Origin of the sequence: Chelativorans sp., from assembly GCF_031180965.1 — a bacterium.
Taxonomy (GTDB): domain Bacteria; phylum Pseudomonadota; class Alphaproteobacteria; order Rhizobiales; family Rhizobiaceae; genus Chelativorans.
The window spans coordinates 1-13856 of record NZ_JAPSLH010000026.1 but is presented as its reverse complement, the minus strand read 5'-3'; the positions used below and the strand labels follow the sequence as shown (position 1 = coordinate 13856).

General features: G+C 66.3%; 11 protein-coding genes. 6 read left to right on the top strand and 5 right to left on the bottom strand.

Features of this window, described 5'->3' with window-relative positions; genetic code table 11:
* Positions 1 to 5: 5 nt before the first annotated feature.
* Positions 6 to 1064, bottom strand: coding sequence for a ChuX/HutX family heme-like substrate-binding protein (locus tag RIN79_RS17030; protein WP_309085874.1), 1059 nt, complete (start codon positions 1062 to 1064; stop codon positions 6 to 8).
* Between the two features lie 13 nt (positions 1065 to 1077).
* A complete protein-coding gene (gene hemP / locus RIN79_RS17025; protein ID WP_309085916.1) occupies positions 1078 to 1215 on the bottom strand; it encodes a hemin uptake protein HemP in 138 nt (45 codons plus the stop codon).
* A 270-nt stretch (positions 1216 to 1485) separates the two neighbouring features.
* On the opposite strand from hemP, the gene RIN79_RS17020 reads away from it, so the two are divergent.
* The 4 genes from RIN79_RS17020 to RIN79_RS17005 all read left to right on the top strand — a co-directional run bounded on the left by RIN79_RS17020 (position 1486) and on the right by RIN79_RS17005 (position 5662).
* The gene (locus RIN79_RS17020; protein WP_309085873.1) at positions 1486 to 3531 is read left to right on the top strand and encodes a TonB-dependent receptor domain-containing protein; all 2046 of its coding nucleotides are present in this window, start codon (positions 1486 to 1488) and stop codon (positions 3529 to 3531) included.
* A 2-nt stretch (positions 3532 to 3533) separates the two neighbouring features.
* Positions 3534 to 3959 (top strand): hypothetical protein, encoded by a 426-nt coding sequence (locus tag RIN79_RS17015; protein ID WP_309085872.1) that lies wholly within the window; start codon positions 3534 to 3536, stop codon positions 3957 to 3959.
* A gap of 23 nt (positions 3960 to 3982) precedes the next feature.
* A complete protein-coding gene (locus RIN79_RS17010; protein WP_309085915.1) occupies positions 3983 to 5263 on the top strand; it encodes a TonB family protein in 1281 nt (426 codons plus the stop codon).
* A gap of 84 nt (positions 5264 to 5347) precedes the next feature.
* Positions 5348 to 5662, top strand: a complete 315-nt coding sequence (locus tag RIN79_RS17005) for an antibiotic biosynthesis monooxygenase (protein ID WP_309085871.1) — start codon at positions 5348 to 5350, stop codon at positions 5660 to 5662.
* A gap of 19 nt (positions 5663 to 5681) precedes the next feature.
* On the opposite strand, the gene putA is transcribed toward RIN79_RS17005, so the two are convergent.
* Entirely contained in the window at positions 5682 to 9296 is a 3615-nt protein-coding gene (gene putA, locus RIN79_RS17000) for a bifunctional proline dehydrogenase/L-glutamate gamma-semialdehyde dehydrogenase PutA (RefSeq protein WP_309085870.1), read from the bottom strand.
* Positions 9297 to 9434: 138 nt separating this feature from the next.
* Here putA and RIN79_RS16995 point away from each other — a divergent pair, with 138 nt between their 5' ends.
* Positions 9435 to 9887: an Lrp/AsnC ligand binding domain-containing protein gene (locus RIN79_RS16995; protein ID WP_309085869.1), complete on the top strand. Its 453-nt coding sequence runs from the start codon at positions 9435 to 9437 to the stop codon at positions 9885 to 9887.
* A gap of 73 nt (positions 9888 to 9960) precedes the next feature.
* Positions 9961 to 10887: a sugar kinase gene (locus tag RIN79_RS16990; RefSeq protein ID WP_309085868.1), complete on the top strand. Its 927-nt coding sequence runs from the start codon at positions 9961 to 9963 to the stop codon at positions 10885 to 10887.
* Positions 10888 to 10893: 6 nt separating this feature from the next.
* On the opposite strand, the gene RIN79_RS16985 is transcribed toward RIN79_RS16990, so the two are convergent.
* Complete coding sequence (locus tag RIN79_RS16985; RefSeq protein ID WP_309085867.1) at positions 10894 to 12351, bottom strand: NAD-dependent succinate-semialdehyde dehydrogenase; 1458 nt, start codon at positions 12349 to 12351, stop codon at positions 10894 to 10896.
* Positions 12352 to 12506: 155 nt separating this feature from the next.
* Complete coding sequence (locus RIN79_RS16980; RefSeq protein ID WP_309085866.1) at positions 12507 to 13454, bottom strand: AEC family transporter; 948 nt, start codon at positions 13452 to 13454, stop codon at positions 12507 to 12509.
* Between the last annotated feature and the right edge of the window lie 402 nt (positions 13455 to 13856).

Below are 13856 nucleotides of genomic sequence, written 5' to 3'. Positions count from 1 at the left end.
AAATCCTAGGCCGCCGAAGCGTGCGGCAGGCGTGGGAGACGCTCCATGGCCGATCGCCAGTCGGCGCGCTCCTCCTCGCCCTCGTGCCTTTTGCCGAAGAACTGGATGACGAGATTGCCGGCGTCGTCATAGGCTTCGAGCGATGTGACATGGCCGTCCTTGGTCGGCTTGCGCACTGCCCAGACTTCCGCCAGGTGGTCGAGCCGCAGATGCAGGTGGAAGGTGGGGTCCATTACATTCAGCCACGGCCCCATCGGCTTCACATTCGCCACCGGTCCCGAGTGGATCTGGATGCAGCCGCGGCTGCCGACAAAGCACATGATCGGGATTGTTGCTTCCACCGCCTGGTCCATCATGGCCGGCACGGCCGTCCCGTCGAGCCGCCAGGCGAATTCGTCGCCGACCATCTGCACGGCCTGCCGGCGGGTGAGCTTCAGCGTGCGCAGGATGCCCACGAACTGGTGCACGTCCTGCATCGCGCTCCAGCGCTCGCGCAGCGTCTCGACCACACCACTATCGGTTTCCTCGGGCGCCTCAAGCTGCGCCGGCGCTTTCACTTCGATATTCGGGCTCTGGTCGCGGCTCGCCAACGCCTCGAGGAGCTTGTGGAAGGCATGGGAGTTCGACTCGGGCCTCAGATGCACCTTGTGCACTGCATCGCCCGCCCGGTCGAAGAACTGCAGGCTGAGCCGCACATCCTCCCCGTCCCTCTTCTCCACGGCGAAGGCATGCGCCCAGTGCGACGGAAAGATCCTGAGATCGATCTCCTTCCCGAGCACGATCGCGCTCTTCTCCGAGGCCGAGGCGTTTTCGTAGACGCCGATCTTCTCGTGCACGGCGCTTTCGTTGCGCGTCAGCGCCATCACGGTGCCCACGGCCTCCATGCCGGCGAGGAAATCCGGCACGCGCGGCTCGATCCGGCTAACTCCCTCGCCGCAATGGGCGGCAACCAGTTCGGCTTCGGAGATGCCGAGGATGCGGGCGAGATCGCGCTCGCGCATCTTCGGATTTTCCGCCCGTTTGCGCCGGATCTCCTCCGGCTGAAGAATGGATTCCCCTGTCATGGATGTCCCCGCGCTACTTGTTGAGGATGAGCTTGCCCTGCCTGGTGATCTTCAGGCGGTAATAGGAGCCGGCATGGGCGATGGCGATCTCCTGCGCGCCGCCGAAGAGCTCGTCGCTCGAGACGGTACGAACCGGCACGTCTTTGCGCAGCGGCTCGCGCTCGCGGCCGGGATGCGGGGGCTTGCGGTCCAGGGGAGGCTCAGCGTTCACGTTCCGGTGCCTTTCTTCGCGCCTGGCTTGCACGGGCTGGCTCGGCGGATTGTGATCTGAATGTTGACACGCATAATCAACTTAAATAGGAAACGCAATACCGGACTGCCACAGTCAACATTAGCCCTGCCGGGGGGCAAGGCGAGCCAGCAAGCCTGAGGAAATCAGGACCAGCCAGCGAAGGCCTCATCGAGAGATCAGGGGATTCGCATGAAGGGGCGTTTGGGTCGCAGTCGCACGGCAATGCTTTCAGGCGCGGCCGTTCTAGTTTTCATTGCAGCAAGTGGAGCTTCGGCGCAGCAGCAGTCCGCGTCGGCAGGAAATGCGGGTGACGCCACGCTGCTCGACAGGATCACGGTCGTTAGCCGCACCGGCGAGACGCCGATCGAGACCATGGCCTCCGTCAGCCATGTGAGCCAGGAGCAGCTGGACCGGCGTCTGGCAACGACCCCGAGCGATCTCCTCTTCGGCATTCCCGGCGTGACCATCTATGCCGACGGTCAGCCTTCCGTCGGCAACATAAATATCCGCGGGCTGCAGAATGCCGGCCGGGTATCCGTCATCGTCGACGGCGCGCGTCGGAACTTCCACAAGAACGGTCACGACGTTTCGAGGATGTTCTGGCTCGATCCGGAGCTCATCAAGCAGGTGGACGTCATCCGCGGCCCCAGCGCCAATACCTTCGGTTCGGGCGCCATCGGCGGCGTCGTCTATTTCGAGACCAAATCGGCCGAAGACTTCCTGCGGGAAGACGAGACCTACGCCCTCTCCACCACCGCGCGCTACGAGTCGAACGGCTCGGGCTGGACCACCAGCACCACCGGCGCCTACCGCTTCAGCGACAATGCCTCCGTGCTCAGCAATATCGTCTGGCGCGACTACGGCGACTACGAGGACGGTGCCGGCAACACGGTTGACTATTCCGGCTTCGAGGTGCTGAGCGGACATGTGAAGGGCACGCTCCGGCCGAGGGAACTGAGCGAGCTGACGCTCGGCTGGACCGGGGCCCGCAATGACTGGTCGACGTCGGAGCTCGTCGACAACGAGCTCAAGGACAACACCTTCACCGGCGAGCTCAAGATCACCGACGAGGAGGAGAAGTGGCTGAACCTCAACGTCAAGGGCGCCTATAACGCGATTGACCTTACCGAGACCGAAGCCGGCGATCCGACCAACTACGATCTCCACACGTCGAGCTTCGACATCTGGAACACCTCCTATTTCGACACCGGCCTGATCCAGCACGAACTCACGGTGGGAGGGGATTGGGTCTATGACGACTTCACCTCGGATGCCGGCGGCCGCCCCGATTTCTTCAACCCGAACGGGGAGCGGACCGTCTGGGGCGCCTATGTCCAGGACAAGCTCACCTATGAATGGCTCGAAGTGGTAGCCGGCCTGCGTTACGACGCCTACACGCTGGAAGCATCGGAGGAGAGCTCGGATGACCGCCTGTCGCCGCGCATCAGCGTGGGCGTGTCGCCGTTCCGCGAAGGTCCGCTGGCCGGCCTCCAGGTCTACGGCTCCTACGCCGAGGGCTACCGCGCGCCGAATACGTCGGAAGCCTTCATCAGCGGCATGCATCCAAGACCCCCCTTCCCCTTCCTCCCCAACCCGGACCTGAAGCCGGAAACGGGCAAGACCTGGGAGGTCGGCGTCAACTACGGCGCCGAGGGCCTCTTCCGGCCCGACGACACGCTGCGCCTCAAGGCCGCCTACTTCCACAACGACGTGGAGGATTTCATCACCACCGAGACGATCTTCGTCTCGCCGGGCTCGCCCTGTTCCTTCTCGCCGATGGGCTTCTGCGTGCAGTATCAGAACGTGCTGGGGGCGGAAATCGAGGGCTTCGAGCTCGAAGGCTATTACGACGCCGGCCGCTTCTTCGGCGGCTTGAGCGTGTCCGTCATCGATGGCCACGAGATCCAGCGCGATGGCACACGGACGGAACTGGCCACCATTCCCTCCTCCACCGTCACCGCGGATCTCGGCATGCGCTTCCTGGAAGAGCGCCTCACCGTCGGCGGCGAGGTGCAGTTCAACGAGGCGCCGGAAGGATCGAGCTTTGCCGAGGATTACACGCTGGTGAACATCTACGCGAACTACCGGGCCACCGACAATCTGCGGTTCGACTTCCGGGTCGATAACCTCTTCGACGAAGAATATGTCATTCCCCTCGTCGATACCGCCGGCGGCTTCGACTATCAGCCGGGGGTGACCGTCAAGGTCGGCGCCACCCTGCGTCTGGGAGGCTGATCATGAGCATGCGGCTGACGGCCTGCCTTGTTGCCGCCCTTTTTGCGGACGTTCCGCACCTTGGCGCTCAGGAAAGCGGAAGTCCGCCTTCCCTTTCCCTCGAGCTCAACGGCGCGGAGCCGAGCCAGCGCGGCTGCCGCCTCACTTTCGTGGCTGCGAACCGGCTGGGACAAAATATCGGCCGCGCCGCCTATGAGGTGGCTCTGTTCGGCAAGGACGGCGTGGTCAAGCGCCTTACCGTCCTTGACTTCAAAGAACTGCCGGACGGCGAGACGAAAGTGCGCCAGTTCGACCTGCCGCAACTGGACTGCGCCGATCTCGGCCGTGTGCTGATCAACGCCTCGACGGCTTGCGAAGGGCCGGAGGCGGCCGTCTGCATGCGGCAGCTGACCACGGCCGCACGGGGCGCTGTCGAATTCGGGAAATAGGAGACAGGCCGCCCGTGCTCGCCATGGCCCTCGACATAAGGCTCAGTCCCGTTGAGCGTACCGGCTCCGCGGTAGCCGGCAAGGGCAATGGCGCCGTCATTCTCGATTTCGTCCCCGCCGGAGAGCGTAAAAACCCTGAAGGCACCGCAGCTCCCCTTCCGGCCAACGATGAACGCCCGCCGCGAGGCACGGAGCTGCGCTCGGGGTCGCGGCCCCTTTCCCGCAAGGCAGTGGCGATCGGCCTTTCGCTGGCGCTCCACGCCACTGCCGCGATCGCCATCCTCTTCGCGCCGAAGCCGCCGGAGGTGCAGATCGCCGGGGGCGAGGAAGGCGAGATCGTCCTCACGGGCGCGGCGCTTATCGACATGTCGGCCGCTGGATCCCCTTCCGAGACGATCGAGCCGGTCGAGCAGGTGAACCCCGCAGACGTCGCAGCGCTGGAACCGGTGGAAACCGCGACGGAAAGCATCGCGCCAGTCGAGACGACGGCGGTGGAGCCGGAGGAAATCCCTGTCCTGGAGCCGGTCGAAACGCCGCCAGCGCCGGTTGCCGCCGTCGAGCCTGCCGAGCCAGTTCCTGTTCCCGCCCCTACCGCAGCGGCGGTTGAGCCGACAAACACGGAGACGGCGGAGCCGGTCACGGTAGAAGAGGTGCTGTCGGCAACCAATACGCCGCCCTCCAATCCGGTGGAACCCGTGCCGGACACGATAGAGCCGGTGCCGGAGGAAGAGGAGGTCTCCATGCTTCCTATCCCGCGCCCGACGCCGCGCCCGCACTATGTGCCGCCGAAGGAAGCGCCCCGAAAAGCGGAGAAGGCACCGGCCCCTGAGAGGAAGGCGGAGCGTAGAGCCGCCAGCCAGCCGGAGAAAAAGGCCGAGCAGCCAAGGCAGCGCAGGTCATCGGCCGGCTCCGGCGGACGGAACGAGCAGGATGCCAAGCGCGGCTCTGCCGAGGGCAGCCGCACGACGGGCAACAGCGCGAGTCGCGGCAGAGGGCGGGCTGCGGAGGCGGGCAACGCCGCTGTATCGAACTATCCTGGCAAGATCGTCAGCAAGCTGCGGCGCTCCCTGCGCTATCCGCGCGAGGCGCAGCGCCAGCGTCTGAAAGGGGAGGTCCGCGTGGCCTTCACGGTGACCAGCAGCGGCGCGGTGAGCGGCATCCGCGTGGTGGGCAGCTCCGGCTCCCCGGTGCTCGACCGTGCGGCGGTCGAAACGGTGCAGCGGGCTGCCCCCTTCCCCCCGATTCCTCAGGGGGCAGGCCGCTCGTCCTGGCCCTTCACCGTGCCGCTCGCTTTCGTGCGCTGATTCCTGGTTTCCAAATGGACCCGCTCATCCATATTCACGGCCTGCGCCGCAAAGGAAGAACGCAAAGCAAGAGGTGAGAGCAACATGTTCATCGCGATGAACCGCTTCAAGGTGGCGGAAGGCCAGGAAGAGGCTTTCGAGCAGGTCTGGAAGAACCGGGATTCGAGCCTGTCGGAAATGCCCGGCTTTGTCGAATTCCGTCTCCTGCGCGGGCCGCGCAACGCGGAGGAAGCCTATACGCTCTATGCTTCGCACACGATCTGGCGCAGCCAGGCGGATTTCCTCGCCTGGACCAAATCGGAAAACTTCCGCAACGCGCACAAGAACGCCGGCCAGAACAAGGCCCTCTACAAGGGCCCGCCGGTCTTCGAGGGTTTTTCGACCGTCGAAGGGGCCTAATCCGAGCCCCTCCTCCCGGTCAGGCCGCAGCCAAGAGGCTGGCATTGCCGCCAGCCGCCGTCGTGTCCACGCAGACCGAGCGCTCGTGCACATAGGCGGCGGGATAGAGGAGTTCCGTCACCAGCGGCACGATCTGCCCCTCCCGCACGGCGAGCGCCCTGCTGAGAGCCGCCAGCCATTCGCGATCGCCGGCGGCGGCGACGAGGTTGACCGGCAGGCTCTTCAGCACCTCGGGATCGACGCTCCCGTCGATGGCAGCGAGAGGCAGTCCCGCCTTGAGCAGCGGCTGCAGGCTAGCGGTAGCGCCGTTCGCGACGGCCAGCACCGAATTGCCGGCCGCAAGCGCCTGGACCACTTGGGCGGCAAGCGTCTCCATGCCGGCACCCAGGCAAAGCACGCGGCCGCGCGGGGTGAGCTGGAGCGAATTGGCCTCGCCCGTCGGTCCCGGCAGGTCGACAGGTCCGAGATCGAGCGCAGCGGCTGCGGCGAGCACCTCCGGCCAGCGGCCGCGCAAGGCTTTTCTCAGCAGGACGATGCGGTCAGGTCGGCCGGCCCAGCCGCTCCTTTGCGCATCGGGCATCTGGGAAATCAGCGTCTGCAGGGGCACGTTCTGGCCGATCGGCCGCTCGGCGCGCATGGGCGACGGGGCGCAGCGGAAGCGGCGCAGATAATGGGGCCCGCCGGCCTTCGGCCCGGTGCCCGAAAGCCCCTCCCCGCCGAAAGGCTGCGAGCCCACAACGGCGCCGATCTGGTTGCGGTTGACATAGATGTTGCCGGCGTGGATGCCGTCCACCACCTCCTGCACGCGCGCATCGATGCGGGTGTGGAGGCCGAAGGTGAGGCCGTAGCCCTTTCTGTTGATGGCGGAGATCACCGTGTCGAGTTCGTCCGCCTCAAAACTTGCCACATGTAGGACGGGGCCGAACACCTCGCGCTCCATCTCGCCTATGCCGGACACCCTGAATGCGGAGGGTGCAACGAAACGGCCGCCCTCCGGCCGCTCGATCTTGCCGATTAGGCGGCCTTTTCGCTCCATCTCCTCGCAATAGCCGGAGATGCCTTTGAGCGCCTCCTCGTCGATCACCGGCCCGACATCGGTTGAGACCTGCCAGGGATCGCCGATGGAAAGAGCCTGCATCGCGCCCTTGAGCATCTCGACCATGCGCCGCTCCACATCCTTCTGCACATAGAGGATGCGCAGCGCCGAGCAGCGCTGGCCGGCGCTCTGGAAGGCCGAGGCGAGGATGTCGCGCACCGCCTGCTCGGGCAGAGCGGTGGAATCGACGATCATGGCATTGATCCCGCCGGTCTCGGCGATCAGCATGGCGTCGGGCGCAGCGGTCTCCGCAAGCTGGCGCTCGATGATGCGGGCCACATCGGTGGACCCGGTGAAGCAGACGCCCGCGATGCGCGGGTCGGCCGTCAGCGGCGCGCCGACCGACGGCCCGTCGCCCGGCAGGAGATGCAGCACGTCTTCGGGTATGCCCGCTTTGTGCATGAGGGCAACGGCGCGCGCGGCGATGAGGCAGGTCTGCTCGGCCGGCTTGGCGACCACGGCGTTGCCGGTGACGAGCGCAGCAGCGATCTGGCCGGTGAAGATCGCCAGCGGGAAATTCCACGGCGAGATGCAGGCGATCACGCCGCGCGCCTGCGTGCCCTCCTCTGCACGGTGCGCTTCGCCGGCATAGTAGCGCAGGAAGTCGGCCGCTTCCCTCAATTCGGCAATGCTGTCGGCAAGGGTCTTGCCGGCCTCGCGGGCGCAAAGGGCGAAGAATTCGCCGGCATTGGCCTCGTAGAGGTCGGCGATGCGCCTCAATATCTCAGCGCGGCGGCTTACGGGCGTCGCTGCCCAGGCCGGCTGAGCGGCGACCGCAAGACTGACCGCCTCCCTCACCTGCTCCGGTGAAGCGTCCAGAACCGTTCCGACGACCTCGTCCGTTCTCGCCGGGTTCACGATGAGGCGCTGCCTGCCCTCGCCGGACGCCCGCGTGATCGGACGTGCCTCCCACCGATGCGGGGGTGCGAAGGGTCGCCGCGCCGCGTCGATCTCCATGAGCGCCTTCGGGTCGGTGATGTCCCAGCCCCTCGAGTTCTTCCGCTGCGGCGCAAAGAGAGCCGTCGGCGCCGGGATGGCGGAGTTTGCCGCTTGGCCGTTGGCTTGCGCAATGGCAAACGGATCGCGGGCAATCTCTTCCGCGCTCACCTCCTCGTCGACGATCTGGTGCACGAAGGAGGAATTGGCGCCGTTCTCGAGCAGCCGGCGCACCAGATAGGCAAGCAGATCCTCATGCGCGCCGACCGGCGCGTAGATGCGGCAGCGCGTTCCCTCGCGCCGGCGGATGATCTCGTGCAGCGCCTCGCCCATGCCGTGCAGGCGCTGGAACTCGAACGAGCGCCGATCTTCGGCGATGGCCAGTATGGCGGCCGCGGTATGCGCGTTGTGCGTGGCGAATTGCGGATAGATGCGGTCGGTCATCCCCAGTAGTTTCCGCGCACAGGCAATGTAGGAGATGTCAGTGTTCACCTTGCGCGTGAAGACGGGATAGTCCTCAAGCCCCATCACCTGGGCGCGCTTGATCTCCGTATCCCAGTAGGCGCCCTTGACCAGGCGCACCATGATCTTGCGGTCGAGCTTTTCTGCCAGCGCGTGAAGCCAGTCGATGACGAAGGGCGCGCGCCGGCCATAGGCCTGGACCACCACGCCGAAGCCGTCCCAGCCTGCGAGCGAGGGATCGGCCAGAACCTGCTCGATGACATCCAGCGACAAGTCGAGCCGGTCCGCCTCCTCCGCGTCGATATTGAGGCCCATCCGGGCTTCCTTGGCGTCCTGCGCCAGCAACAGGAGCCGCTCGGTCATGACCGGCAGCATGGTTTCGCGCTGCGCCGCCTCGTAGCGCGGGTGAATGGCGGAAAGCTTCACGGAGATGCCTGGATTGAGGCGGGTGTCGCCGGTCCTCGCCTCGCCGCGCAAGGCGGCGATCGCCTTGCGATAGGCTTCGAAATAACGCAAGGCGTCGGCTTCGGTGCGCGCGGCTTCGCCCAGCATGTCATAGGAGTAGGTGTAGCCCTTGCCAGCCATCTCGCGCCCGCGGCGGAGCGCTTCCTCGATGGTTCGGCCCAGAACGAACTGTTCGCCCATCTCGCGCATGGCGGCCGCCACAGCGGCGCGGATCACCGGTTCGCCGAGCCGCCGCACCATGCCGCGCAGCGTGGCTTCGACGCCGTGCCCGCCCTCGTCCAGCACGCGGCCGGTCAGCATCAGCGCCCAGGTGGAGGCGTTGACGAAGATGGAGGCGGATTCGCCCGCATGAGCCGACCAGTCATGCGGCGCGATCTTGTCGCGGATGAGATCGTCGACGGTCTCGGTGTCGGGCACCCGCAGCAGCGCCTCGGCAAGGCACATCAGCGCCACGCCCTCGCTCGTCGACAGGCCGTATTCGGCAAGGAAGGATTCCATGAGGTGCCGCGTCGAGCTTGCCCGCACGGCCCGCACCAGTTCCGCCGCCTGCGAAGAAATCGCCTCGCGTCGCGCCTCGGAAAGATCGGCCATGCCGACCAGCTGCGCGAGCGCGGCTTCCTCGCCGGCCAAATAGTGGTTGCGGATCTCCTCGCGCAGTTCCTGGAGTGTGGGCATAGGGGCCTCTGCCGGATCGTCGATTTGGCGGATTGATATCATATGGGGTCGCAGGCCCCCGGTCTGAAGTGGCGCGATTGCCAGGCCGGGCAGCCTGTTCTAATGCGGAGAGGCTTTCTGTTCGGACCAGGAGGAAGCATGGCTTCGGACCGTTTGGACCGCATCGACCGCAACATCCTCGACACGCTCTCGCAGGACGGGCGGCTTTCGATAGCCGAACTTGCCAAGCGCGTCGGGCTTTCCAAGACGCCGGTCCAGGCCCGACTGCGACGCCTGGAGGCGGACGGCTATATCCGCGGCTACACCGCCATCGTCGACCGCGAGCGCATGGGCGAAGGCCACATCGCCTTCGTCCAGGTGACGCTCTCCGACACCCGCTCGGCCGCCCTCGAGGCCTTCAACAAGGCGGTGCTGGCCGTGCCCGAGGTGGACCAGTGCCACATGATCGCGGCGAGCTTCGACTATCTGCTCAAGGTGCGGACCAGGGACATCTCCGCCTATCGCCGGGTACTGGGCGAAAAGATCTCCAACCTGCCGCATGTCTCCCACACCTCCACTTTCGTCGCGATGGAGACGGTGAAGGACCGGTGAGAGGCGCGATTCTGCCTGTTGCGGGCGCGTACGAAAGTGCTATGCGCAAGGCGATCTTGCGGAGGGAATGCGCATGAAGTCGGGCGGTGTGGCGTCGGTGGGGGAATGCATGCTGGAGCTGTCCGGCGGCAGGGACGGCAACTGGCGCATGGGCCATGCGGGCGACACGTTCAACACGCTCTGGGCGATGCGGGCGCTGCTGCCGGAGAGCCTGCCCACCGACTATGTCAGCGCTTTCGGCGACGATCCGTTTTCGGCCCAGCAAATGGAGTTTTTCGCCGCCCACGGCGTGGGCACCGCGGCCAGTCCGAGGATTCCGGGGCGCAGGCCCGGCCTTTACGCGATCACGCTGACCGGCGCCGAGCGCTCCTTCACCTACTGGCGGGCCGATTCGGCAGCGCGGCTGCTTGCCGACGACCGCGCCGCCTTGGAGAGGAGCCTTCAAGGCCGCGAGCTTGTCTACTTTTCCGGGATCACCCTGGCAATCCTGGACGAAGCGGCGCGAGAAACCCTCTTTTCCGTACTGCGCCAGGCGCGCAGCGCCGGCTGCCGGATCGCCTTCGATCCCAATTACCGGCCGAGGCTGTGGCCGTCGCAGGATGCGGCGCGAGCGGCGATGGACGAGGGGCTGGCGGGCGCCGACATCGCCCTGCCGACCTTTCCGGACGAGGCGGCGCTCTACGGGGATGCGGATGCCCGGGCCACGGCACGGCGCATGAGGGAAGCGGGCGTCGCCGAGATCGTCGTGAAGGACGGTTCGGAGCCGACGCTGCTCCTTGCCGATCAGGAGGTCGCAATCCCCGCCATACGTGTGGAAAAGCCAGTCGACACGACCGGTGCGGGCGATTCCTTCAACGGCGCCTATCTGGCGGCTCGCCTTTCCGGCGACGCGCCGGAGGCCGCAGTCCGCCGCGCGCACCGCGTGGCGGCAGCGGTGATCCAGGTGCACGGGGCGCTGGCCCCCTTTCCCGCTCTGCGGCAGGCGTTCCAGGAAGGCTAAGCGAGATCAGAGGCCCAGGCCGCCGATGCAGACATATTTGGTGTCGAGGTAATCCTCGATGCCCTGATGCCCGCCTTCCTTGCCGAGGCCCGATTCCTTGAAGCCGCCAAAGGGCGCTTCGACGGTCGTGATCATGCCCTCATTGATGCCGACCAGCCCGTAACGCAGCCCTTCCATGACGCGGAAGGCGCGGCCGAGATCGCTGGTGTAGAAATAGCAGGCGAGGCCGAACGAGGTGTCGTTGGCCATGGCCACCGCCTCCTCCTCGTCCTTGAAGCGGAAGACGGGCGCGACGGGCCCGAAAATCTCCTCCTCCATCAGGCGCATCTTGGGCGAGGCTTCCGTGATCACGGTCGGCTCGAAGAAGGTGCCGCCGAGCGCGTGGCGCTTTCCGCCGGTGATGATCTGCCCGCCCTTGGAGATGGCGTCGGCGACCAGTTCCTCCACCTTGCGCACCGCGCCTTCGTCGATCAGCGGCCCCTGCTGGACACCGTCCTCGAGACCCGACCCGACCTTCAGCTTGTTCGTAGCCTCAGCGAGCTTTTCGACGAAACGGTCATAGATGCCCTCCTGCACGAAGAAGCGGTTGGTGCACACGCAGGTCTGTCCGGCATTGCGGTATTTGGCGATCATGGCGCCCTGCACCGCCCGCTCCACATCGGCATCGTTGAAGACGAGGAAGGGCGCATTGCCGCCGAGCTCCATGGAGACTTTCTTCACGGTGCCGGCGGCCTTCTGCATGAGAAGCTTGCCGATCTCTGTCGAGCCGGTGAAGGTGATCTTGCGGACCAGCGGGTTCTCGGTCAGTTCGTCGCCGATCTCGGATGCCGAGCCCGTAACGATGTTGACGGCCCCCTTGGGGAAACCGACCTCCTCTGCCAGCACACCCCAAGCAAGGCCCGAATAGGGCGTCTGCGAGGCCGGCTTGGCCACCACCGTACAGCCGGCGGCGAGCGCCGGGCCGAGCTTGCGGGCGAGCATGGAGGAGGGAAAGTTCCAGGGCGTGATCGCGCCGACAACGCCGGTCGGCTCCTTGGTCACGAGGATGCGCCGGTCCGCCCAGGGCGACGGGACGACATCGCCATAGATGCGCCGGCCTTCCTCGGCGAACCAGAGCACATAGGCGGCCGACATGCCCACCTCGCCCTTGGCCTCGGCGAGCGGCTTGCCCTGCTCCATCACCAGGAGCTCGGCGAGGGCGTCCTGATTGTCCATGATGGCATCATGCAGCTTGCGCAGCAGCTTTGCCCTGTGGTCGGCGGAGGTCTTCTTCCACGAATGGAAGACGGTCTCGGCCGCCTCGATGGCGCGGCGGGTCTCAGCCCGGCCGCCTTTGGGCACGGTGCCGATCGTCTGCAGCGTCGCCGGGTTGACCACCTCGATGGTGGCGCCTGAATCCGCACCGACCCATTCGCCGCCGATGAAATTCGCCTCGCGCATGAAATGGCTGGTCTTCTTGAGCATTGTTCCTCCTTGGCGCCGCCGGGGCGCTCGTGGTCAGGGATGGCCGGACAGGGGCCGAGGGTGAGGGAATTTTCCGGCAGCCGCAAGACGGCCCGCGCTCCACCCCGACGCAGCCCGGAAGCTAGGGTCGGAGCGGCCCGAAGCAAGGTCCTCTCTCAGCCGAACACCCATTGCGCGACGATGATCCAGAACGAGGTGGTGAGGACGGCAAAGGCCGTGCTGATGGTCATGGAGTTGGACGCGAGCGCCTGGCCGGTTCCGAACCGCATGGCGATGAGATAGGGGTTGACGCCGAGCGGCATGGCTGCGGCCGCCACCGCGACCTTTGCGCTGAGGCCGGTAAGGCCGGTCAGCTTGGCGGCGCCGAGGACAACCGCCGGCATGAGGATGAGCTTCACCGCCGCCATTGCGACGGCGGGACGTATATTGCCGGCGATGCCGTAGCGCCTCAGCCCGAGGCCGAGCGCAAAAAGGGCGACGGGAGCTGCGACATTTGCGAGCGCGTCCACGAGCCGCGCCGCGAGCGCCGGCATCTCCGCGCCCGTCGCCCGCCAGGCAAGGCCGGCCACGATGCCGATGATGAGCGGATTGGTCGCCATGCTGCGCAGGAAATCGCCCAGCACCGGCCAGAAGCCGTGCGGCGCGTCCTCCCCGCCATACCAGGAGAAAAGCACGACGGACATTGCCATCATGATGGGCAGGTGGATGGACAGGATGAGCGACAGGATCTCGAAGCCTGGCTGGCCGAAGACGCCGAGCGCGAAGGGGATGCCGACAAGGGCCAGATTGGAAAAGCTGCCCGAAAGGCCGCCGACGACGCCGGCCCGGCTGTCGCGGCCGAACAGGTGGATGACCGTGAGCTGCGCCACGATCCAGGCGACCGCCACCGCCGAAAAATAGGTGGCCCAAAGCTGCAGGGGCAGGCTGCCGTCGAAGTCCGCGCTGCCCATGGTGCGGAACAGGAGCAGGGGCATGGCGACCGAGACGGCGAAATCGCTGAGGCCGGCGCCGGTCTCCGGCTTCAGGAGGCCGCACCATCCGCTCAAATGACCGAGGGCTACGAGCGCGAAGACGAACGCGACCGTTTCGACGAGAGGAGACATCGCGCCACGCTTTACGGCACGCCCCTCGCCCGCGCAAGCGGCGCGGTCCCTACCATTGTCCCTCCTGCGGAGACCGGCGCACGCGGCATCGTCGCCACGCCCGGCTTTTGCCGTCTGGCCATTGAAGAAGGTGGGAAGCGGGGCGCGTGATCCGTGCCTCTCTGTTAGTTAATCGTGGCGCGTCACACGCGCCCCGCCGGCCGCTGTCCCGACATTGGCCGGTCACTCGGGCCTCTCTTCCGCCCCGGCTGCACCCAATGAAGGGGGTGGTCTTTGCCGGGCCGAAGGAAAAGCCCTAGCGGCTTCTCCGCGGTTTCCGCGATGCCGGCTCTCACCCAGCATCCGTTTTTCCGAAGCGCTGTCTGTCACCCAGCACCCCGGCACCGCCGGCCTGTCGCGGGC

Bases quoted from the DNA above. Each gene is read 5' to 3' on its own strand.
- RIN79_RS16985 (WP_309085867.1), bottom strand. From the start codon at position 12,351: ATGCTCAAGAAGACCAGCCATTTCATGCGCGAGGCGAATTTCATCGGC.
- RIN79_RS17020 (WP_309085873.1), top strand. From the start codon at position 1,486: ATGAAGGGGCGTTTGGGTCGCAGTCGCACGGCAATGCTTTCAGGCGCG.
- RIN79_RS17030 (WP_309085874.1), bottom strand. From the start codon at position 1,064: ATGACAGGGGAATCCATTCTTCAGCCGGAGGAGATCCGGCGCAAACGG.
- putA (WP_309085870.1), bottom strand. From the start codon at position 9,296: ATGCCCACACTCCAGGAACTGCGCGAGGAGATCCGCAACCACTATTTG.
- RIN79_RS16995 (WP_309085869.1), top strand. From the start codon at position 9,435: ATGGCTTCGGACCGTTTGGACCGCATCGACCGCAACATCCTCGACACG.
- RIN79_RS17015 (WP_309085872.1), top strand. From the start codon at position 3,534: ATGAGCATGCGGCTGACGGCCTGCCTTGTTGCCGCCCTTTTTGCGGAC.
- RIN79_RS16990 (WP_309085868.1), top strand. From the start codon at position 9,961: ATGAAGTCGGGCGGTGTGGCGTCGGTGGGGGAATGCATGCTGGAGCTG.
- RIN79_RS16980 (WP_309085866.1), bottom strand. From the start codon at position 13,454: ATGTCTCCTCTCGTCGAAACGGTCGCGTTCGTCTTCGCGCTCGTAGCC.
- RIN79_RS17010 (WP_309085915.1), top strand. From the start codon at position 3,983: ATGGCCCTCGACATAAGGCTCAGTCCCGTTGAGCGTACCGGCTCCGCG.
- RIN79_RS17005 (WP_309085871.1), top strand. From the start codon at position 5,348: ATGTTCATCGCGATGAACCGCTTCAAGGTGGCGGAAGGCCAGGAAGAG.